The following is a 21,519-nucleotide window of genomic DNA, read 5'->3' as shown; positions in this document are numbered from 1 at the left end:
CTGCCAAGGCAACTGCGCGCGCTCCAAAAACGGCGGCTGCCTTCCCGGCCAACTAGTTCTGGTAGTGATCCGCCAGCTTCTCCAGGCCCTCGTCAATGCCTACCGCAGGTTTCCAGTCCAGGACTTCATGGGTTTCGCGCTGGTCGAACCAATGCGCGGTAGACAGCTGCTCGGCCAGGAAACGGGTCATCGGCGGCTCATCATGAACCAAGTTGCGCGAACCGGCTGCCAACCACAACTTCTCGATCACCGAACCGGCCGCACGGGCCAGCCAGCCCGGAACGTTGAGCTTCGGAGCCGGGGCGCCGCCCGCCTTGCAGATGCCGGCGATCAGCTCGCCCACCGGCCGAGGTTCGCCATTGGTGACCACCAGGGCTCGCCCGTGGGCGTGGTCCATGCGTTCCAGGCCGCGGACAATCGCCGCAGCGGCATTGTCGATATAGGTGGTGTCGATCAGCGCTGCGCCCTGGTCCAGCAGGGGCAGCCGTCCGGCCTTGGCCCGCTGGATGACGCGTTCCACCAGCTGGGTATCGCCGGGCCCCCACACAACGTGCGGGCGGATGGCGGTGACGCGAAGTGCTGGCGAATCGGCGCCCAGGGCATTGAGCTCGGCCGCTGCCTTGGAGCGTGCATAGAATCCATGCGCCTTGGCCGGATCGGCCTCGCCAGCACCGGCGCCCGCCAGCGAATCGCCGAAGTGCGCCACGGAAGGGGAAGAGACGAACACGAAATCCTTGATTCCTGCGCGCTTGGATGCTTCGAGCAGATTGCTGGTTCCCGCGATATTGGTGGCGGCGAAGTCTTCCCATGCACCGGTGAAGGAGACCTTGGCTGCCAGGTGGATGACCGCGTCCATGGACTCCACGGCCGCGGCGACAGCCTGCGGATCCGTGAGCGAGCCGCGGACTTCATCAGTGGCTGATGCCGAGCTGCCGCGCTGGAAGGTGCGCACATGGTGGCCCTTGTCGCGCAATAGCTGGGCTACAGCGCCACCCAGCATGCCGCTGGCTCCGGTGACCAGAACGCGACGGGCAGCGTCTTCATTTTTCGATGGGCTCACGGATTGCGGATCCTTCCACCTGCGAGGGTCGCGGCAGCCCAGTGGGCGAGCGCGGCCCGGTCAATCTTGGAGTTGTGCCGGATATCGGTGGGCAGGCTTGGGACTACCAGGACCGCTGCCACCTCGGTGCCGGTGGCCGCGACCGCGGCGCGAACCTGGCGGGCCAGATCGCTGGCGGCCGGACCGGATTTGCGGGCCGCGGGCACCGTTTCCATGACGACCACCGCGGCCTGGGTTCCGTCAGGTCCCACGCCGACCAGCGCGGCACGGCCAGCGCCAGCAACCGACTCGACAGCATGTTCGGCGGCTACCGGGGTAATCGCGCCCTTGGCGGTGCGCAGCACGTGGCCAAGGCGTCCTTCGACCCACAGGCGTCCGGCCTCATCCAGGTGCCCGACATCGCCGGTGCGATGCCAGCCGGGGATGGAGACGCTGAGCTGTTCGGTGATCCACAGCCGGTCGTAGCGGTCCTTGACATGCGGGGCGCGGACCAGGATTTCGCCGGTGGCATTCGGGGTGTATTCCGGCTTGTCTCCGGCCAAGCCCAGGGCGTCAATCGGTGCGATGGCAACGGTGGCTCCGGCGACAGCGGTGCCCACGCACACGCCATTGCCCGCTCCGGCAGCGCGGATGCCGGCCAAGTCGATATCGGTGACCGGCAAGGCCTCGGTCATGCCGTACGGGGTGTGGACCCGGGCATTGGGAACCAGATCCTGCACCTTGGCCAGCAGATGCTCGGGAATCGGGGCGCCGGCGGACAGCATCAGCGAGACGCCTTCCAAGGTTTCCCGCTGAGCCTGGTTCAGCGCATCCTGGGTTTTCAGGACATTAGCCAGCGCGGCGGGGGAGGCGAAGACGGTGGTTGCATCCACTGCGAGGGCGGCATCTGCCAACGCGGCGGCAGTCAAGGTCCGCGGTGCGGTGACGTCCATGTCCGGGGTGACCGAGGTGGCACCCAAAGCAGGGCCCAGCAGCGCGAACGGCGCGAAGCCTGCCACCAGCGCAGAGCCGGCCTTGAGGTTGTATGTTTCACGCAGGGTATCGCGCATGGCGGCCAGTTCGCGATGCGTGTACACCACTCCCTTGGCCGGACCGGTGGAGCCGGAGGTGAACAGGACCGCCGCATCGGCATCCGGATCGGATGGCTCGAAAACCCGGGACCCGGAAGCGGCCTGGCTGCCGGCTTCATAGAGCTCGGGCAGGGTATGGGCTACCCCCAGCAGCTTGCGCTTCGCAGCAGGCAGGTCTCCAGCGGCAATCCTGGTTCCCGGCCAGCCGAACAGCCGCGCACCGGTGAGCGCACGGTCGATGCCAATCAGGTAGCTCGGGCCAGCACCCTTGATGGCTCGGCCCATGCCCTTGGTGCCAAGGCCGGCATCGGCCACCACAATGACCGCCCCCAGACGCAGGCAGGCGTAGATCAGGGTGGTCAGTTCAATTCCCGGTGGAACCAGCAGGTTCACCCGGTCGCCGGCCTCCACTCCGATCTGCCGCAACCCTGCGGCCAGGGCATTCACGCGCTGGCCGAGTTCGGCCCAGGACAGCGATCGCGCAGGATTGATGTCCACCACCGCGGCCGATTGGTCCTCGGTGCGCGAATCGAGTTCGGCAAGCATCGGACGGTATTCGCCCAGGGATTGGGCACGCGAGGTGTTCTTGGAACTCTTCTCGCCGGCAAGCCACTGGAAGATCGGGGTGGCAATATCGTTGTCTTCGCCCACCAAATGGCTGGAGCCTTCAAAGCGGTGAACCTGAGCGTGGGGCAGGCGCGACATCAAATCGCGCAGGTAGCGGTCGGAGAAGACCGGGTCCTTGGGTCCCCAGAGCATCAGGGCCGGGACCTTCAAGGAGCGCACTGCTTCCGAGATCTCGTCCAAGGCCGGACGACTTGGGTGATCCTGGGAGAACGGGATATCGGCGACAAAGTTGGCTACGCCCTCGCGCTTTTCAGCGTTGGTGTACGGGGCCATGAAGGCCTTGCGGATATCCGGGGCCAAGGCCGGCTGCGCCAACGAGTGGGTTACCTGCAAGAAGGCAGGGGAAGTCTTGGTGCCCCAACCGTGCACCGCGGGATGGGACGCGAGTTTCAGCGCGGCGGGAAGCTCGAAGCCTGCAGGGTGGATTGCGGTGTTGGTCAACACCACGTTCTCCAGCTGGTCCGGGTGGGAAACGGCCCAGCCCAGGGAGATGATGCCGCCCCAGTCATGGCCCACGGTGGTGATTTTGCCGGTTAGCCCCAACGCGCCAGTCAGATCACCGAGATCGTTGACGCGGTCGGCCAGGCGGCGGAACTTGCCGCTGCGCTCGGAGAAGCCCATGTCCAGCTGGTCCACTGCCACCACTCGCCACGGCAGCCCGTGCTCGGACACGTGGTTCAGCAGGCTGCGCCAGAGGTAGGACCAGGTGGGGTTGCCGTGCACGCAGAGCAAGGTGCCGGCCGGCTCAATTCCGCGTTGCTGCAGTTCGTCGTTGTTATCCAGGACGTGCCACCGGTGCCTAGTGCCCGGGGTGTCCACCTGCGAAGTGGACGGTACTTCCAGATACTTCGAATAAATGGCATCTACACCGGGGAAAAGCTCGGTCACCAGGCAATCTCCATCATCGCGGTGTTCAGGCCGGAACCCACACCCATGCACAGCACCCGGTCGCCCTTCTTCAGCGAGTCGGCTTCTTGGGACAAGGTCATGGGCAGGGAAGCGGGTCCGACGTTGCCCCACTTGGAGAAAGTGATTGGCACGCGGTCCTTGACCAGGCCGACGGCCTTGATAATGGCATTGGTGTAGGACTTGGAAACCTGATGGGTCACGTAGCGGTCCATGGACTTCCAGTTCCATCCGGATTGGTGGGCTTCATCCCAGGCATCCACGACCAGTTCGAGGCCGTTATCCAGCAAGCCCTTCGTGTCCGTGTACATGCCCGAGGGTCCGCCGACACACAGCTCGTGGTGCTCGGTGCCGGCACGCGATACGCCGCCGACGATGCGGTGCGCTTCCGGGTGCGCATCCGCGGGGCCAATGACCGCAGCGGCGGCGCCGGAACCCAGGGTCAGCGTGGCGAATTCACGCATGTAGTCATCGCGCGTGGAAGTTTCAGCGTTCAGCCGCTGGAAAGTGGTTTCCTGGGTTGGCTTGGCGTCTTCGCCCGCAACAATCAGGGCGTACTTGATCTGGCCGGAGTCGATCATGTTCGCTGCCAGGCTCATGCCGTTGACGAAGCCGAGGCAGGCGTTGGCCACGTCGAAATTCATGGCGGAGGATGGCAAGCCCAAGCCGTTGTGCACCTTGGAGGCCACCGACGGCTCCAAGTTGCGGCGGGTGACCGAAGTGTTGATCAGCAGGCCGATTTCGCTGGCATCGACACCGGCCTGGGCCAGCGCCTTCTTGCCGGCAAGAATTGCAGCGTCGTCGAATTCAACGCCATCGGACCACCAGCGGCGTTCCTTGACCCCGGAAACTCGTTCCAGAAGCTTCTTGGACAGGCGAAGGCGTTTCAGGCTAGGAGCAAGGCGCTCGTCGAATTCTGCAGAGCTCACCACCTCGGGTGCGAGGACGCTGTTCACTGATAAAAGCGCAACGTTGTGGTGCTTAAAGGTGGCATTGCCGTTCAAAATGGTGCCTTCGTTTCTGCTGGACTATCTATGTGCTGCGTGCTGCATTGAAACGTCGTGGCCGATGGGTGTGCGCCATCGGTTGCGTATGTGTTCTCCCTAGGTTATTCCCTGCATGACGCCAAGACCTATTTGAGCGCGTGTTTTCAGCCGAAAGCTGGAATTAGTACCTATGCAGACTATATCGATCCTACAGACTAGTCCTATGAGAATCACGGCAAGTGGGGGCGATCGTTCTGTGGGCCTGCTTTCATCTGCGCAGCCACAGGAAGCGCGCAGTAACACTCATCTGCGCGAAGTCTGAAACTCCGGACAAGAAAAGCGATCCCCGTCACATTGCTGGGCCCGAGTCGCGTTATATGGATATCGCATCAAATCACGCTAATGCCCTCGCCCTCATCGACAAGGCGGTATCCAATGACAACTTCAAGCGTTGAAACGCAAAGCACGTTTCCGGTCGTTCTGCGATTCGTGATCTATAGCCTTACCGGTATCTTGTTCTTCTTCCTCCCCATCACCATCAACGGCAAGAGCACCATCCCGCTGGATCACTTGGTGACGTGGATTCAAACTGCCGCGGCACCGGTCGTTCCGTACATTATCTTGCTGATGCTCATCTGCGGGACAGTTATTCCCTTCATTACCGGAGGATGGAAGGCATCCAAGGTACGTGGCATATTCGCATTCCTGAACATCTTCGGGCTGGCTGTCGGCTGCTCGCTGCTCTTCAACTTTGCCCCGGCATGGCTCAGCGATCCGGACATGGGTCCTTTTCTGCTGGACAAATTGGTCATTCCCGTTGGCTTGATCGTTCCAGTAGGTGCCATCTTCTTGGCCTTGCTAGTTGGCTACGGGCTGATGGAGTTCCTTGGTGTCTTCTGCCAACCGGTCATGCGACCAATTTGGCGCACCCCAGGACGTTCGGCCGTGGATGCCGTGGCGTCCTTCGTGGGAAGCTACTCGCTGGGCCTGCTGATCACCGACCGCATGTACCGTGGCGGCCGCTATACGGGTCGCGAAGCTGCCATCATCGCTACCGGTTTTTCCACGGTATCAGCCAGCTTCATGGTTATTGTTGCCAAGGCACTGGACCTGATGGACCACTGGAGCCTGTACTTCTGGCTGTCGCTGGTAGTCACCTTTGCGGTGACCGCCATTTCGGTGCGCATTCCGCCTTTGAGCCGGATTCCAGACACGACGTATCTGGGCATGGAACATGACAAGGAAAAACTGGTCACGGGCAATCGTGCACGCGTTGCCTGGAGCGAAGCCATGGGAGCCTCGCGGCGAGCGCCATCGCTGCTCAAGAATGTCGGCGCCAACGTATGGGATGGGCTGAAAATGGCCATGGCAATTTTGCCGTCCATTCTCTCTGTCGGATTGCTCGGACTGGTGGTTGCCCGCTTCACTCCAGTTTTCGACTGGCTAGGCTACCTGTTTGTCCCATTTGCCTGGATCGTCGGGCTGGATGACCCGTTGCTGGCTGGCAAGGCTTCGGCTACCGGCATTGCTGAAATGTTCCTTCCCGCAACCCTCATTGCGGGACACGAATCCATCGAGCTGCGCATGGTGATCGCCATCGTTTGCGTCTCTGCAATCATCTTCTTTTCAGCATTGGTGCCATGCGTCCTGGCGACGCAGATTCCGCTGAACATCCCGCAGATGGTAGCTATCTGGTTCGTGCGCGTTGTCCTGACCATCCTCATCGCGACACCAATCGTGCGCATGCTGCTATAGGCCGGCTGCGCTGGCGCACGGCAGCTTGCGAAACCAATGGGTTGAACCGAGTGATGCTTTCCGATTCGACGCGACCACGCCATGTCGCGGCACTGTTGCAGCTTTGCGATTCCTGAATGCCGTTGCAAGGCGGAGACGATCCGTCGTTGAATGGTCGAACCGATACGACGGAAAGCAGGTTCCAATGAATCACTTACACGAATCAGGTGCTCCGATGCAGGGTGATCCGAGTATTCCCGACCAGCCAGAACCGCCAGCGCAACCGCCGACACCAGATGCTCCGCCAAGCCCGGCGCAGCCGGACGTACCACCAAGCCCTTCGCATCCGGATGGGCCGATCCCGCCCCCGGGCCCGCAGGATCCCACTGAGCCGGTGCCGGGGCACCCAACTGACCCCACGACTCCGCCACCGCCTGCATTCGCCTAGGCGCAACGACCGAGGCTGGCGACATCCAATGCCCTGCAGGAACCTGGTTCCTGCAGGCATTGGCCATAACTGCAAGAAGTTGGGTCAAACGCCTATCGAGATCAAGGAGATCTGCCTCCGCTCGGCGATGCCCGTGAGCGCGCTTGCAGCAAGCCGGGACAGCGACGAAGCCAACCGGGTGAGCTATTTACCGAAGTCGGGATCGCAGGTAGAAGCGGAACGGTTATCGTGACTGCATCAATGTCCTCGTTCGCTATTCCGGGCGACGACGCAAGGACGCAAATCAACCGTGGGAACGCTACCGGGGCCGCTCAGGTAGCTCTACTGTCGCCGCGCATCGTTACAGTGGATCCAAGCAGTATTACTCTGCATTGGCGACCACCCTGTGAAAGGCGCAAATGGCACATTCAGTACAGGTGAAAGATCGAATTCGTGGAGTCCTGACCGGGATGGCTGCCGGAGATGCCCTGGGCGCGGGCTACGAATTCAACGCACCGTTGCCCGAATCCGCCAAAATCTCGATGATTGGTGGCGGGTTGGGCGATTTTGCGCCCGGGGAGTGGACCGACGACACCTCAATGGCCATAGTCGTTGCCCAGGGCCTGCTGGATTCCAACGGCAAGCTTGATGGTGCCGCGAGCAACTACATGGTTCGGGAATGGGCCAAATGGGCCACGAACGCACCGGACGTCGGCAACCAGACGCGGGCAGTCCTTGCCCACGCCCAGCATGTTGCGTCTGCTGACGGAAGAGCCGAGCCGACCGCTGATGATGCGCTAGCTGGTTCTGAACAGATTCACCGGAGAACTGGCCGCTCCGGCGGGAACGGCAGTCTCATGCGCACAGCGCCCGTGGCGCTGGCTTATCTGTCTGAACCGCCTGCTGCCGCATTCGAAGCTGCGGCAGCTATCAGCAAGCTAACCCATTTTGATGATGAAGCCGCTGAGGCCTGCGGGCTTTGGACAGTAGCCATTCACCACGCTGTGCGCACCGGCGCACTAGATATTCGCAGTGGTCTTGCGATGCTTGAACCAGAACGCGCACAAGCATGGGAGCAGCGCATCCACCAGGCCGAAAACCATCGACCTCGGGACTTCACAAATAACGGTTGGGTCGTTGAAGCGTTCCAAGGTGCATGGAGCGCGATCGCCACCGCCGAACCGGAAGACGGGAACGCTCGCTTGGTTCCGGTGCTGGAAGCGGCTGTTCGCGGAGGCGTGGATACCGACACCGTGGCAGCCATCGCCGGATCGCTCATTGGCGCAGCTTCCGGGTTCTCGAGTGTTCCGGCGCAGTGGGTGGATATGGTCCACGGTTGGCCCGGAATGAGGATGCAACAGCTTGTCGATATTTCGAGTGAGCTCGCGGGCTAAGTTCTCCTGCGGGATCTTGCTTCTAGTCCCGGGCTGGTCGTCGAGCTTCCAGCTTCTGTGGCAGCACGATGCTGACTTCGTGGCGCACCCCACGCGCACCGAGGCCAGTCAGATCAATCGCTAGAAACCAGGGTCCGGAATGGGGCACCTTGATTCGGTATGGAGCACGGCGTGCCAGTCCACCGTATGCTTCGAATTCTTCTCCGTCCTGGAATGCCGCGAAATTTTCCGGATCCATCAACCGCAGATGAGCCGGTCCACTGAGAGTCACTACCAAGATGCTTCCCCGCTCAATGAAATCCCAATAATGTTCAGCAAAATTAGGCTCCGCCAATGCCAGCCTCCTCGATCCCAGGTGATCCGCCGAGCAGCGGACCCAGACCCATTAACTCAAATTCAGGCCAGTGTCGCCAACGCACCCAAGGCAAGAGCACTGTACCGGTTCGGGCATTTGCAACGGCAAAGCTGCAGGAGTCTGGAGAACGAGGCCTTCTGGTCTTTGGGGTGCGTCGCGTTGCCACCTCAACCGATGCCAGATCCGCGATCGCAAGAGGGCTAGTGGCAATTACCATTCGAGCTGCCGGCAGGTGGCATGAGCCGATCGCTGCATTGGACGAGCCGGAAGCCATCGGCTATTGGGTCCCGGATACCGGGGCAAGGAAGCAATATGACGACTCGAACGATTCGATCTCAACCGGATTGACGTGCTAGGCGGCAATTAATCCGCTGCTCGCGATAGCGTACCTAAGTGGGATGAAGCAACGCACAACTTGGGTCATGGCGGCCCAGAGCAATGAGGCAAAGTTCATGGATTTACTGACGGGCATTGGCCTGGAACAACTGCGAATGTGGATTTGGATTCTGGTCATTGGTTTCGCCGTGGCGGCGGGGCTATGGCGGCGGCGCCAGCTAGTGGCAGTCGCCCTGGCCTCGGTGCTCTTATTCGCCGCTGCCAGCGCCGGTGCCGGGATCTATATCCTTAAGCGGCCAGGTGATCCGCGATGGACCATGGGCGAGCCTCCGGTGAATGCCCCTGATCTTTCCGGAATACCAGTTGTGGGCAAGCAACTGGCTCCCGTGGAATCTGCATTGGAATCGATTGCCGGGGGAGTGAATTCCTTCTGGGAATTCAATCAGGCCCTGCCGGTGGCCCTCGACTTCTTTGAACGCAGCGGCTGGGCCCTGCTCGCGGCCATTCCGCTGATCATCGTCATGATGATCAAGACTTTCAGGGCTGCCAGCCGCCGCAGGCAGGAACTGAAGAACCTCAGTGGTGCCGTGGCGCAACTCCAATCCGAGCTTGCCGCGATCAAGGGGAATTTGTCTGAGCAGGGCACTGCGGCCGAGGCTCCAGAACAGGGCAGCCAACGGGAGAACGCAGGCACTCGTAGATCGCGCCGGGGCGAATGAACGTTAATTAGCCAGACGCGAAACGGCGCCGGATCTGTCCTGCACTGCTGGACAAGACCGGCACCGTTCTCTGCGACCCGAGTGAGCTGGGGTAACTAGGCCAACGTCGCGGTATCGATTACGAAGCGGTAGCGGACATCGGATGCCAGCACGCGCTCGTAAGCCTCATTGATCTGCGTGGCACCGATGACCTCGATCTCTGCGCCAATGCCATGCTGGGCACAGAAATCCAGCATCTCCTGGGTTTCCTCGATGCCGCCGATCTGCGAACCTGCGAAGGAACGGCGTCCCCCGATCAGTGCGAAGGCATTGACAGGCAACGGTTCTGCCGGAGCACCAACGTTGACCATGGTGCCGTTCACGCGCAGCAGTCCGAGGTAGGCACTGACGTCGATGGAAGCGCTGACGGTGTTGATGATCAGGTCGAACTTCTTCTGCAGATCCTTGAAGGTGTTCTCATCGCTGGTGGCCCGGTAGTCGGTTGCGCCCAGCTTCAGTCCATCATCCTTCTTCTTCAGCGACTGCGACAGAACGGTGACCTCAGCGCCCATGGCACTGGCGATCTTGACCGCCATGTGGCCCAGGCCGCCGAGTCCCACGACGGCAATCTTCTTGCCCGGCCCTGCACCCCAGTGCCTCAGCGGGGAGAAGGTGGTGATGCCGGCGCAAAGCAGCGGCGCGGCAACATCCAGGTCGATGCCTTCAGGAATGTTCAGGGCGAAGTTCTCGGTAACCACGACATGCGTGGCGTAGCCACCTTGGGTCATGCTGCCATCACGGTCACGAGCACCGTAGGTACCAACACTCTGCTCGCAGAATTGCTGGTCTCCGGCAAGGCAGTTCTCGCATTCCATGCAGGAATTGACCATGCAGCCCACGCCAACGCGGTCGCCCACCTTGTGCTTGGTTACCTCTGGCCCGACTTCGGCAACGATGCCGGCAATTTCGTGGCCCGGGACCAGCGGATAGTTCTGGTTTCCCCATTCTCCGCGCACCGTGTGGATGTCGGAGTGGCAGATGCCGGAGAACTTGATATCAATCAAGACATCGTGCGGACCTACTGCACGACGTTCAATCTGCGTCGGAATGAGTCCATCAGTCGCAGAGTGCGCTGCGTATGCATTGACCATAGTTGCCATCAGGTTTTTCCTTTGTCTTGCGGGTTGCGACTGGAAATGTTCTGGACTGCGGCGATTGCCGCGGTCCGTCAGGGCAAAGCCCATGGAGAACAACAATCGACAGGCTATGAATAATCCCGGCTGGAGAAAATTTCCTTCCGCAGTTTTCCCTGCCTAAATGAGGATCAACGCGCACCGTGCTGGTTGCGCCCGGGGATAGCCAGGGCAGCAGCGCCGCATGATCTTCGCTGGTTGCCCAGGCTGCAAGGCCGCTCTCAAACGATGAATGGCAGCGACGCAAGTGGCTGGCACGCGCCTATCGCCCAAGAACTGCGTCTTTTGCCAATTCCCGGTAGGCTAGTACCTGGGTCTGCATGTTCTATGCGGGCCCCGAAAGAAAATAACTCCCAGGGCTGACTGACCGTTGGTCCCGACCGCCAGTTTCGCGGTCCTCGGTAGTGACTTTCGCTAGGGCAAATATGCGCCCCAGCGCGGGTCTCGATCGAAGACCAGATCTGGGTAGGGCCACACGGTTCGCTCATCCACCACGTGGGAGCGATCGAAAGGAGCACCCCCTTAATGGAGGGTCCAGAAATCCAATTCGCCGAAGCACAGATCGACAACGGTCGCTACGGCACCCGCACCATTCGCTTCGAAACCGGCCGCATTGCCAAGCAGGCTGCAGGTTCGGCAATGGTCTACATCGATGACGAGACCGCACTGCTCTCGGCAACTACCGCTGGCAAGCACCCACGCGAAGGCTTCGACTTCTTCCCACTGACCGTGGACGTTGAAGAGCGCATGTACGCAGCCGGCCGCATCCCAGGCAGCTTCTTCCGCCGCGAAGGCCGCCCATCGACCGAAGCCATCCTGGCTTGCCGCCTGATGGACCGCCCACTGCGCCCAGCCTTCGTCAAGGGCCTGCGCAACGAGGTCCAGGTTGTCGTCACCGTGCTGTCCATCGAGCCAGATGAGCTGTACGACGTCGTAGCGATCAACGCTTCGTCGATGTCCACCCAGCTTTCGGGTCTGCCATTCTCCGGCCCAATCGGCGGCGTTCGCGTTGCACTGGTTGATGACGGAAACGGCGCACAGTGGGTTGCCTTCCCACGCCACTCCGAGCTGAAGAACGCTGTCTTCAACATGGTTGTTGCCGGCCGTATCGCTGGCGACGACGTTGCCATCATGATGGTGGAAGCTGAAGCTACCGACAACGCTTGGGAACTGATCAAGGAACGCGGCGTCCAGGCTCCAACCGAAGAGGTTGTCGCTGAGGGCCTTGAGGCTGCGAAGCCATTCATCAAGGTCCTGTGCGAGGCCCAGGCCGACCTGGCTGCTCGCGCTGCCAAGGAAACCGTTGAATTCCCAGTCTTCCGCGATTACGAAGAAGATGCCTTCGCCGCTGTCGAGGCTGCTGCTTCGACCCGCCTGACGGAGATCTACACCATCGCTGACAAGCAGGAGCGCGACAACGCTGCCAGCGCATACAAGGAAGAGATCGTTGCATCGCTGGCTGGCGAAGGCAACGCTTTCGCAGGCCGCGAGGGTGAAATCTCCAAGGCATTCGGCGCTGTTACCAAGCACATCGTGCGCCAGCGCATCCTGACCGACCAGATCCGCATCGACGGCCGCGGCCTTGCTGACATCCGCCAGCTCTCCGCCGAGGTCGAGGTTCTGCCTCGCGTTCACGGTTCGGCAATCTTCGAGCGTGGCGAAACCCAGATCATGGGCGTCACCACCTTGAACATGCTGAAGATGGAACAGCAGATCGACTCGCTGTCGCCGGTGAAGACCAAGCGCTACATGCACAACTACAACTTCCCTCCATACTCGACCGGTGAAACCGGCCGTGTTGGTTCGCCTAAGCGCCGCGAAATCGGCCACGGCGCACTGGCTGAGCGCGCACTGGTTCCAGTGCTGCCTAGCCGCGAGGAATTCCCATACGCAATCCGCCAGGTCTCCGAGGCTTTGGGCTCCAACGGCTCGACCTCCATGGGCTCGGTTTGCGCATCGACCCTGTCGCTGCTGAACGCTGGCGTGCCGCTGAAGGCTGCTGTTGCAGGCATCGCCATGGGCCTGGTTTCGGACACCGTAGACGGCGAAACCCGTTACGCTGCCCTGACCGATATCCTCGGTGCCGAAGATGCCATGGGCGACATGGACTTCAAGGTTGCAGGTACCTCCGAGTTCGTTACCGCGATCCAGCTGGACACCAAGCTGGATGGTATTCCGGCATCGGTTCTGGCTGCCGCGCTGACCCAGGCTCGCGAAGCACGCCTGCACATCCTGAACGTTCTGAACCAGGCTATCGACGCCCCGGATGAACTGAACGTCAACGCTCCACGAATCATCTCCGTGAAGATTCCAGTGGACAAGATCGGCGAGGTCATCGGCCCTAAGGGCAAGATGATCAACCAGATCCAGGAAGACACCGGCGCTGACATCTCGATCGAAGATGACGGCACCGTGCTGATCGGCGCAACCAACGGCGAGTCCGCTGAAGCTGCCCGCTCGGCCATCAACGCTATTGCCAACCCTCAGGTTCCTGAGGTCGGCGAGCGTTACCTGGGTACCGTCGTGAAGCTGACCACCTTCGGTGCGTTCGTTTCGCTGACCCCGGGCAAGGACGGCCTGCTGCACATCTCCGAGTTGCGCAAGATCAACGATGGCAAGCGTGTCGAGGACGTCGAAGACGTCGTCGGCGTTGGCCAGAAGCTGCAGGTGGAGATCACCAAGATTGATGACCGCGGCAAGCTGTCGCTGGCTCCAGTCGTCGAGGAAGAAGCTGAAGAAGCAGTTGCTGCTGAGTAGTCTTTAGATTCTTGCTGAAAACCCCGATTCGCTTGGCGAATCGGGGTTTTTGCTTATTCTTGCCCGGGAGCAGGTTCCTGCCAAAGTCTTTGGAGGTCCTGCCTGGAGGCATGACCTGATGACGCAGCCAATTGAACTCTCATAGATCTTCTCCAAGTTCCAAAGCGGGTGCCGCTTGGCGGAGAGAACCTATCGCGGGGGCTCACGCTTCCAATTCAAGAAGCATCTGCAGTGCCTCGCGAGAAATTGTGCGCAAGGCATTTCCACTGCGCCGCGCTGCCCTTTCGGACGACCTCAGTGGAGTTTCTCAGGCGCTAGCTGCCAGCCTGATACCCAGTACCTTGCGGGCCGCAGCTAGCGCCGGACAACACGTGCTGTACCCCATTGCCGCTTTCCAGCCACGTTGGCTTTGGGCGGAGGCAAGCACTGACCTTAACCAGATAAAACCATCTGGGTCAGATGGACTGCGGAGAGTTGAACCAGCGGTCCTAGTGTACAGAGTGTACTCGTCCCGGTTCGCTCAGGCGCAGAGCCGCAGGCGGGAAGGCGCTGATACCCCTGATTCGATCGCTGGCCACCTAGGATAGGAACGAGGAATAGAAAAAGTAGCCGTAGCGCAAATGAAGGACGTTGAACCAGTGGATATCGGGGGAACGAAACTGCAGCACCAGAATCTGCTGGTGACGCTGTACGGCCTGTATGGCGAACCGGCCAATGGCTCTTTCCCTGTTTCTATCATCGTCGAGATGTTCGATGCCTTGGGAATCAAGTCGCAAGCAATCCGCTCCACCATTTCACGGTTGAAAAGCCGCGGCGTGCTCATTAACGAACGCGCAGGGAACGAATCCCAGTACCAGCTCTCCGCCGAGGTTATGGACAGCTTCCGGAAGGACGACCAACGGATCTTTGCTCCTTCGCGTTCAACCTCCGGGGACTCCTTGGTGCTGGCTATTTTTTCCGTACCCGAGAGCGAGCGGAATCGCCGGTACGAACTGCGCACCGAGCTGGCTAGCTTAGGGTTCGGGATGGTCTCCGGAGGAGTGGCTGTGGGGCCGCATCTGGCATTCGAGCAGGCTAAGGTCCGCTTGGATGCGCGAGGATTGTCCAAGTACGTCGAGTTCTTCAAGGCTGACTACATGTCCCCTGCCGATATCCGGGACAAGGTTGCCCAATGGTGGGATCTTGAAGCACTGGACCAGCAGTACACCGACTTCCTCCAGTTGTATGTCGGACGCTTAGGAACGTGGCAGCAACGGCTAGCTGATCCCGTCGAGTCAGCCGAGCAGCGCTCGGAACTGGAGCGGGCGGCTTTCGCCTTCTATATTCCGATGCTTACGCGCTGGCGGCGTTTCCCTTATCGGGATCCGAATTTGCCCTTCGAATACCTGCCTGATGGGTGGAAAGCTCCGCAGGCCAAGAAGACCTTCCTGGCGTTGCACGCGCTGTTGTCCCCGCATGCGGAGCTATACGCGAGTCGGCTACTCGGCTCGCGCGTCGACTAGTACCTGCCGCATCCAGGTCTGCACGGCCTGCCAATGATGCTGCTGCGGGTCGATGATTTCAAAGTGGTCCAGCGACCGGTGGATCATTTGTTCCGGCAGAACGTGTCCGGCCAGGGAATCCAGGTATTCCCGCGTGTGCTCCAGCGGTACCCGGTCGTCGTTGAACCCGTGGACCAAGAGCGTTGGCACCGAAGGCGGTGGGGCCTGGATTGGCGAAGCATCGTGGTAGATTACCGGAATCCCGGCCGGAGAATCGCCGAAATATTCCATTGCTGCACCATCGCCGAGGGATTCTGCATGCACCTTGGAAGCATCGGTGACTGGAGCGAGGCCTACCACGGCATCGGCGAAATTGGAGTTCAGCAGCGCCAATTGACCGCCGACCGAATGTCCGATAAGAATAGCTGCCTCGGATTGGCCCTGGTATCGCAACGTGCTGCGCACGAGCTGGATTGCCGCGGCCACATCGAAAGATGGGGTGGGCCACGGGTGGTCCGGACCGCGCCGGTATTCCACGTTGGCCACGCTCCAGCCAGAGCGCAGCAAATCGTCAGCCATCGGTTGCATCACGCTGGCGGTGATCCGCTGGCGCCAGTAGCCGCCGTGGACCAGGACCGCAGTGCCCAGGGAAGGCTGTTTGAACGGGTGCGCCAGGATGAAATGCTGGTCGGGATGATCCCCGTACTTGAGCAACTCGGACTCTCGCGTATTTTGCGGCACTGCGCTTTTTCCTTCCATCCTGCGGCGGCCGGCAGGAGTAACCCTGCCGGCCACGTAGTAATTTCTGCCAATGCTAGTCTGCGCCGGGTACGGATCCCGGTGGCAGGAAGTCCACGTCACGCAGTGCTGAGAGGCGGACAACTTCCTCCGGGTCAGACAAGTTGTGAAGCTCATCGAAGAGCGTGGACAGTTGTCCCGAAGGGCTTACCCAAAAGAGCGATTTGCCCGGTGCGCCATCCTTGACGTAGTAGGCGTGAGGAAGTCCCATGGGCATGCGGACGGTATCGCCAGGCCCGGCCTTGAACCATTCGCCGTCCAGGTACAGGGTGTAAGTGCCTTCCATTATGTAAATGTGCTCATCTTGCTTAGGGTGCACGTGCGGAGGCACACCGGTTCCAGTGGGATCAAGGGAAAGCCATGCAAAGCTGCTGGAACTCTCGACCTTGGAGAGATAGGTGTGGCCGAGGACATTCCACGTCTTGTTGCCCATTGATTCACTGGCCAAAGTTATGCCCTTGGGCAGATCGCCCAGAATGATTTCTTGGCCTTGCTGCTGTTCCATGATGACTCCTTTACGGGTAGATGGCTGGTGCGTCCAGCATGGCATGAATCACATTAGATATGCAATAGGTCTTGCGATCGCAAAATTCGGTGTATATGATTTCTATCACTTCGGCCTATGCTGCCGGACTCTTCACTACCCTCGCAATTCACGCATCGCGGTCCAAGGGACCCGTTGCTGCACTCTACGAGTAAGGCACCAATGTGAATACCACTCAGGTAAAAGGAATGAGCGTCTACACGCTTGGCACCGGAGGCGGCCCGATCGTTTCCAGTTCCCGTGCTGGCACCAGCACGGCGATTAGGGTCGATGGGGCAACCTACGTGATTGACTGCGGCATGGGAAGCATCCGCAATTACCGGTCGCATGCCGAATGGGGCGAATTGCGCGCGGTGCTGCTGACCCATCACCACTCGGACCACATCTACGATCTCGGCGCCTATCTGGTGACCGGGTGGCAGGTCCCGGGGGAGTCTTTCGCCCGGCCTATCCAAGTTTTCGGCCCTGGACGTCCCAATCGCATCCCCGCCCTTGGCCCGGAGCACGAGCAGCAGATCGCTTCGCGCGTCGCCGAGCGGGAAATGACCAGCACCGAAGAAATCGTCGATGCGCTGCTGGACAAGGTCTTCTCCTCCGACGTGTTGATCCGCATGGCCGATGAAGGCCGCGACGAACCCCACGAATGGATCCAGTCGCAGAACATCCAGATCCCCGAGGCATCCGGGGCCTGCGCGGTTGAAAACCGCCACCCGGAAATGGAGCCCTTTGAGATCTACCGAGATGAGCTGGTGGCGATCTCCGCGATTCTGGTCGACCACCGCTTATGCTTCCCGGCATTCGCCTACCGGATCGACTCGCGCTACGGTTCCGTCGTTGTCTCCGGAGACACCGCCTACTCCGAGAACTGCATCAGGCTCGCCCGCGGAGCTGACTTGCTGCTGCATGAGGTCATCGACCTGCCTGGCATCCTGGCGACATTCCCGGACGGCCCGACGCGCGATGGCATCGAAGTGCATTTGCGTGAATCGCACACGCCGTACAGCGAGGTGGGCAAGGTCGCCGCGAAAGCCGAAGTCGGCGCGCTGGTGCTGCATCACATCGTTCCCAACACCCCCGGTGCCGCTGATCTGGAAGCTATGCTGGAGACCGCACGCGGTGATTTCGCGGGGAATGTATCCATCGCCGAGGACAATGACGTCTTCAGCATCGGCCCGGCGGCGCTGGAACTCTCCGCGGCCGATTCCAAGGGGAGCTTGGTATGAGTACGACACAGAATCTCGCGGACCACACCTTGCGTGCGGCCATTGCCAACGGCAAAATGAACCGGCGCGCCTGGATGGTGACCGGCATGCTGGTACTCTTCCAGATCGTGAACTTCGCCGACAAAGCTGTCCTGGGGCTCGTGGCTGATCCCGCCATGCGCGAACTCGGGTTGACTGCCGGTCAGTTCGGCTTCATCGGCAGCGCCTTCTTCTTCCTCTTCGCCATTGTCGGCGTTATTGTCGGCTTCCTGGCCGGAAAGGTATCCACCCGCTGGATCTTGCTGACCATGGGCATTGCCTGGGCAGTCCTGCAGTTCCCGATGCTCTTCGGCGGAGGCGCGGCAATCCTGCTGGTCACACGCATCCTGCTGGGTGGAGCCGAGGGGCCGGCGACCCCCATTTCGCTGCAGCATGCCCACGGCTGGTTCAATGCGAAGGAACGTGGGCTGCCCAGCAGCGTCATCGCTGCCGGTTCAACCCTGGGGCCGATCCTCGCGGCTCCTGCCCTTGCATGGATCATCGCCAACCCGGCCCTGGGCTGGCGCTGGGCCTTCGGTTTCCTGGGGATCTTCGGGCTGCTCTGGAGCGTAGCGTGGCTGCTTCTGGGCCGCGACGGCCCGTACAGCCATTCCACGGCGGGCAAGGCACAGGCGAAAGCCGGTGCCATCTCGTTGGCGGAGGACCAGCAGCAGGCTGGGCAGAAACCGGAACCGGTCGCCGAATTCGACCTGCAGGGCAAGGGGAGCATTGCGGATTCCTCCGATCTGCTGAAAATCGTGCCGATTCGACGAGTCCTGGGCTCGTGGATGTTCGTGGCAGCGGTGCTCGCAGGTGCCGGCTGCTTCTGGGCGCAGGGTTTCTTGACCACGTGGTCCCCGAAATATCTGGCATCCGTCGTTGCCCTGACACCGGAAATGATCGGTTTGGTCTCCACCTTCCCCTGGGTGATCGGCGCTATCGCGCTGCTGGTTTTGGGCTTCGGCTCCCGCTACTTGATGAAGCGCGGCGTGACGGTTCGCTGGGCCATGGGCGCCCTGTTCGGCGCAACGTTGCTGATTTCCGGGGTCTGCTTCTCGATCCTGCCCTTCCTCTCCGGCTACGCCGCCGTGGCGATGCTGACTCTCGGTGCCGGTACGGCAATGATCTATCCCTTGGCTCCCACGGCAATCGCCTTCAGCGTCTGCTCCAGGCAGCGCGCGGCCCTCATGGCCACGCTCACTGGACTGGCTTCGGTGGGCGGCGTGGTCGCTCCCGCAATGGTCGGTGGCCTGATGGACAGCGCGGGCTATATTCCCAGCCCTAAGGGCGTGGCTGACTCGGCGGAGATGGCCGAGTTGCTGGCTCAGGGCATGAATGCCTCATTCGGGATGATCGGAATCTACCTGGTTGTTGTTGGCATCTTCTGCGTCTTGATGCTCAATCCGGACCGGACAGCGCGCAAGCTGCAGACCAGCTTCACGTTCACCGGCTAGCCAAGATCGCCCCGGATCGAGCTGCAGGATCCCATCGGCCAAGTCGCAACGGCCGATGGGATTCTGCTGCACATGGCGATCCGCGGCCTAGCTCCTATGGATGCCGGTGGGAGTGATGGCGCAGGAAGCATGGCCGCACTCAGGGCAGGCATTCATGGAATGCGCTGCAATGCCTGCATGGCTGTTTCGCCTTTTGGAAAATCCCTTTGCATTCCACCCGGCCATCGTTTCCCCGGTGCCAGCGCACTTGCATTTCGCAAGTGCGATCTTGCCGGCAAGCGGACCCTTGGCAGGCCTGGGGGTGCTGGAAAAGGATAAAACCGTGGCACACCGCTGTGCGCGGTGTGCCACGGTTCAGGACGTTCGTGCTGGAAGGTGCGCAGAGCCAGGGCTAATCGGACGCGAAGGCCTGCTTGGCCTTGGCAGATCGGGCAGCATCTGGTTTGATGCGTGGTGGAATCATCGCCACGGAAATGGCGGCGACTACGCCGACGATGGCGAAGAATACGAAATTGAACTCGAAGCTGATGCCCGAAGCCGCGATCCAGCCGCCGATGATGGGGCCGGAGATGGCGCCGATGCGGGCGAAGGACAATGCCCAGCCCGTGGCCGTGCCGCGCTGCGCGGCCGGGTAGTAATCGGCAATGTATCCGGTGAGAACCAGCGACGTGGAAATCGAGCCGATGCCGGCGAAGGCCACGAAGAACAGATTGACCAGCATAGTATTGGGGAACATCAGCAGGAGGATGCCTCCCGCACCGAGCAGGTAGAAAATCACCAGAATGGTCTTCTGCCCGTACTTGTCGGCGAGGAAGCCCAGGGCCAGTCCGCCGGCGGCTGAGGCGAGGGAGAAGACCAGCAGGAATGTTAGCGAGGAACCGAGGTTGTACCCTGCGCTGCGCATGATCTGCGGCAGCCAGGTATTCAAGCCGTAGACCAGGACCATGCCGCAGAATAGCGAGATCCAGAAGAAGATGGTTGATCGCAAGTACGTTGCGGAGAACATGGAAGCCATGACCTGGCGCCAGGGGGCCTTGCCGGTGCGAACCGGTGGCGCCACGGGCTCGTAATCGGGGATGCTGTGCCGGGCGGCCAGTGCTTTGGCTTCGCTGATCCGGCCCTTGGATACCAGATATTCAAGGGATTCGGGAAGCATCCAGGCAACTAAGGGAAGTAGAACTACAGGTAATGCGCCCACCGCGATAACCCCGCGCCAACCTATCGCGGGCAGAAGCGACATAGCGACCAAGGCAGCGGCGACGATTCCCAGGGAATAGCCTGAGTACATGATGCCGTAGTTAAGTGAGCGTTTCTTGGGTGGCGAATACTCGATGGTCAGCGCGGCGGCCACCGGGATGATGCCGCCCATACCCAGTCCGCCGATCAGCCTGAAGAGGCCGAATATCTCGGGAGTAGGAGCTAGCGCGGCACCGGCTTGGGTGATTGTGAAGACTAGCATGGCCAGCAGGAGCATGCGCTTACGGCCGATGATGTCGCTGAGCGTGCCGATGAACAGTGCGCCGAAGAGCATGCCCACCAACGCGTAGGCTCCGAGGCCGCCGAGCTCCATGGGACTCAGCGACCATTCCTTGTATTCGGCCAATGCCGGGAGCACTGCACCGAGCACGCCGACGTCGTAGCCTTCGGCCAGGATGGCCAGCCAGCAGGCGAAGAGCACCATTGAAGTGGTTCGTTTGGGGATTTTCCAATCCGCGGCTGCGGGGGATTTCGGCATTTGTTCAATCTCCTTGTGTGGGTAGGGCGGAGTTCTTGGAACACCAATAGGATTATCACGTTAAAGTGACGTGCGTTACAATAGCTATACACTTTTTAATTAGGGGGATCTTGATGCCTGCATTCGCGGGAATGGACGAATCCGGGCAGTTGTTGCAGCAGCTCGCCGCAGACTTCATCGCGTCGGGAATCGCAGGAACGGCGTTGGAGCGAACCATTGAATGGGTTGATACCGATGCTGCGGGGCATCATCATAATTCAGCCATCTTGCGCTTCGTCGAGGCGGCCGAAGCCAAACTGTTTCGCGAGGCTGGCGCGGAGTCCTACTTCGCCATCTCGCCACGAGTCCGCCATGAGGTCGACTATCGGGCCAAGCTGTATTTCGGCCAAGCGGTGACCACCGCGATTCGCGTGGAGAAGGTCGGGGCCAGTTCGATGTCATTCGGATTCAAGGTCTGGGGGAGTGCGCACCAAGGGCGCGGGTTCGCGCTGGCCGCTGAAGGCCGTTTCGTGACAGTGTGCGTTCCAGTTGGCGGTGAGTCATCTGCCCCCTGGCCCCGTGAAATCCTCGCTGGCATTGATGCTGGTTCCTGAGCGCGGCACCGCGCTCCGTGCGAGCTGGTGGATATATGTGCGAGCCAGGTTTGCGGAACTAGGTCTTCGCCCCTGGTTCTCCTTCGGGTGACCTGTTGGCTAGCAGAGGTGGTGCTGGTAGATTGAAGCT

General features: G+C 60.9%; 16 protein-coding genes. 8 read left to right on the top strand and 8 right to left on the bottom strand.

Features of this window, described 5'->3' with window-relative positions:
* Positions 1-52: 52 nt before the first annotated feature.
* The 3 genes from ACFVHU_RS08575 to ACFVHU_RS08565 are packed head-to-tail and all read right to left on the bottom strand — an operon-like array spanning position 53 to position 4,667.
* The gene (locus ACFVHU_RS08575; RefSeq protein WP_332728085.1) at positions 53-1,060 is read right to left on the bottom strand and encodes an NAD-dependent epimerase/dehydratase family protein; all 1,008 of its coding nucleotides are present in this window, start codon (positions 1,058-1,060) and stop codon (positions 53-55) included.
* Positions 1,057-3,645, bottom strand: a complete 2,589-nt coding sequence (locus tag ACFVHU_RS08570; protein WP_388023935.1) for an alpha/beta fold hydrolase — start codon at positions 3,643-3,645, stop codon at positions 1,057-1,059. Before ACFVHU_RS08570 ends, ACFVHU_RS08575 begins: the two co-directional genes overlap by 4 nt.
* On the bottom strand, positions 3,642-4,667 hold the full coding sequence (locus ACFVHU_RS08565; RefSeq protein WP_013348415.1) for a 3-oxoacyl-ACP synthase III: 1,026 nt from the start codon (positions 4,665-4,667) through the stop codon (positions 3,642-3,644). The genes ACFVHU_RS08570 and ACFVHU_RS08565 overlap by 4 nt, the downstream gene beginning before the upstream one ends.
* A gap of 417 nt (positions 4,668-5,084) precedes the next feature.
* Between ACFVHU_RS08565 and ACFVHU_RS08560 the strand changes: the two genes are divergently transcribed.
* Positions 5,085-6,404, top strand: a complete 1,320-nt coding sequence (locus ACFVHU_RS08560) for a YjiH family protein (RefSeq protein ID WP_388023933.1) — start codon at positions 5,085-5,087, stop codon at positions 6,402-6,404.
* A gap of 825 nt (positions 6,405-7,229) precedes the next feature.
* Complete coding sequence (locus ACFVHU_RS08555; RefSeq protein WP_388023932.1) at positions 7,230-8,204, top strand: ADP-ribosylglycohydrolase family protein; 975 nt, start codon at positions 7,230-7,232, stop codon at positions 8,202-8,204.
* A gap of 22 nt (positions 8,205-8,226) precedes the next feature.
* On the opposite strand, the gene ACFVHU_RS08550 is transcribed toward ACFVHU_RS08555, so the two are convergent.
* Positions 8,227-8,538: a DUF1883 domain-containing protein gene (locus tag ACFVHU_RS08550; protein WP_166650648.1), complete on the bottom strand. Its 312-nt coding sequence runs from the start codon at positions 8,536-8,538 to the stop codon at positions 8,227-8,229.
* A gap of 473 nt (positions 8,539-9,011) precedes the next feature.
* On the opposite strand from ACFVHU_RS08550, the gene ACFVHU_RS08545 reads away from it, so the two are divergent.
* Entirely contained in the window at positions 9,012-9,614 is a 603-nt protein-coding gene (locus ACFVHU_RS08545) for a hypothetical protein (RefSeq protein WP_388023931.1), read from the top strand.
* 95 nt (positions 9,615-9,709) lie between these two features.
* Here ACFVHU_RS08545 and ACFVHU_RS08540 read toward each other — a convergent pair whose 3' ends face one another.
* Positions 9,710-10,753, bottom strand: a complete 1,044-nt coding sequence (locus ACFVHU_RS08540; RefSeq protein ID WP_133832979.1) for an NAD(P)-dependent alcohol dehydrogenase — start codon at positions 10,751-10,753, stop codon at positions 9,710-9,712.
* 558 nt (positions 10,754-11,311) lie between these two features.
* On the opposite strand from ACFVHU_RS08540, the gene ACFVHU_RS08535 reads away from it, so the two are divergent.
* Complete coding sequence (locus tag ACFVHU_RS08535) at positions 11,312-13,543, top strand: polyribonucleotide nucleotidyltransferase (protein ID WP_332731277.1); 2,232 nt, start codon at positions 11,312-11,314, stop codon at positions 13,541-13,543.
* A gap of 620 nt (positions 13,544-14,163) precedes the next feature.
* Positions 14,164-15,045 carry a PaaX family transcriptional regulator C-terminal domain-containing protein gene (locus ACFVHU_RS08530; RefSeq protein WP_332502873.1) on the top strand — a complete coding sequence of 294 codons (882 nt, stop codon included), beginning with the start codon at positions 14,164-14,166 and terminating at the stop codon, positions 15,043-15,045.
* Here ACFVHU_RS08530 and ACFVHU_RS08525 read toward each other — a convergent pair.
* Positions 15,022-15,765 (bottom strand): alpha/beta hydrolase, encoded by a 744-nt coding sequence (locus ACFVHU_RS08525; RefSeq protein ID WP_332595228.1) that lies wholly within the window; start codon positions 15,763-15,765, stop codon positions 15,022-15,024. The genes ACFVHU_RS08530 and ACFVHU_RS08525 overlap by 24 nt on opposite strands.
* A 73-nt stretch (positions 15,766-15,838) precedes the next feature.
* The gene (locus ACFVHU_RS08520) at positions 15,839-16,327 is read right to left on the bottom strand and encodes a cupin domain-containing protein (protein ID WP_105658208.1); all 489 of its coding nucleotides are present in this window, start codon (positions 16,325-16,327) and stop codon (positions 15,839-15,841) included.
* 227 nt (positions 16,328-16,554) lie between these two features.
* Here ACFVHU_RS08520 and ACFVHU_RS08515 point away from each other — a divergent pair, with 227 nt between their 5' ends.
* Both ACFVHU_RS08515 and ACFVHU_RS08510 read left to right on the top strand, forming a co-directional pair.
* Entirely contained in the window at positions 16,555-17,589 is a 1,035-nt protein-coding gene (locus ACFVHU_RS08515) for an MBL fold metallo-hydrolase (RefSeq protein WP_388023929.1), read from the top strand.
* Positions 17,586-19,061: an MFS transporter gene (locus ACFVHU_RS08510; RefSeq protein ID WP_388023928.1), complete on the top strand. Its 1,476-nt coding sequence runs from the start codon at positions 17,586-17,588 to the stop codon at positions 19,059-19,061. The genes ACFVHU_RS08515 and ACFVHU_RS08510 overlap by 4 nt, the downstream gene beginning before the upstream one ends.
* Before the next feature lie 391 nt (positions 19,062-19,452).
* Here ACFVHU_RS08510 and ACFVHU_RS08505 read toward each other — a convergent pair whose 3' ends face one another.
* A complete protein-coding gene (locus tag ACFVHU_RS08505; RefSeq protein WP_332489234.1) occupies positions 19,453-20,796 on the bottom strand; it encodes an aromatic acid/H+ symport family MFS transporter in 1,344 nt (447 codons plus the stop codon).
* A gap of 113 nt (positions 20,797-20,909) precedes the next feature.
* Between ACFVHU_RS08505 and ACFVHU_RS08500 the strand changes: the two genes are divergently transcribed.
* A complete protein-coding gene (locus tag ACFVHU_RS08500) occupies positions 20,910-21,389 on the top strand; it encodes an acyl-CoA thioesterase (RefSeq protein WP_388023927.1) in 480 nt (159 codons plus the stop codon).
* Positions 21,390-21,519: the final 130 nt, after the last annotated feature.

This window comes from Glutamicibacter sp. NPDC127525 (assembly GCF_042672105.1).
Taxonomy (GTDB): Bacteria; Actinomycetota; Actinomycetes; order Actinomycetales; family Micrococcaceae; genus Glutamicibacter.
This window is presented reverse-complemented; position numbering and strand designations above follow the sequence as displayed.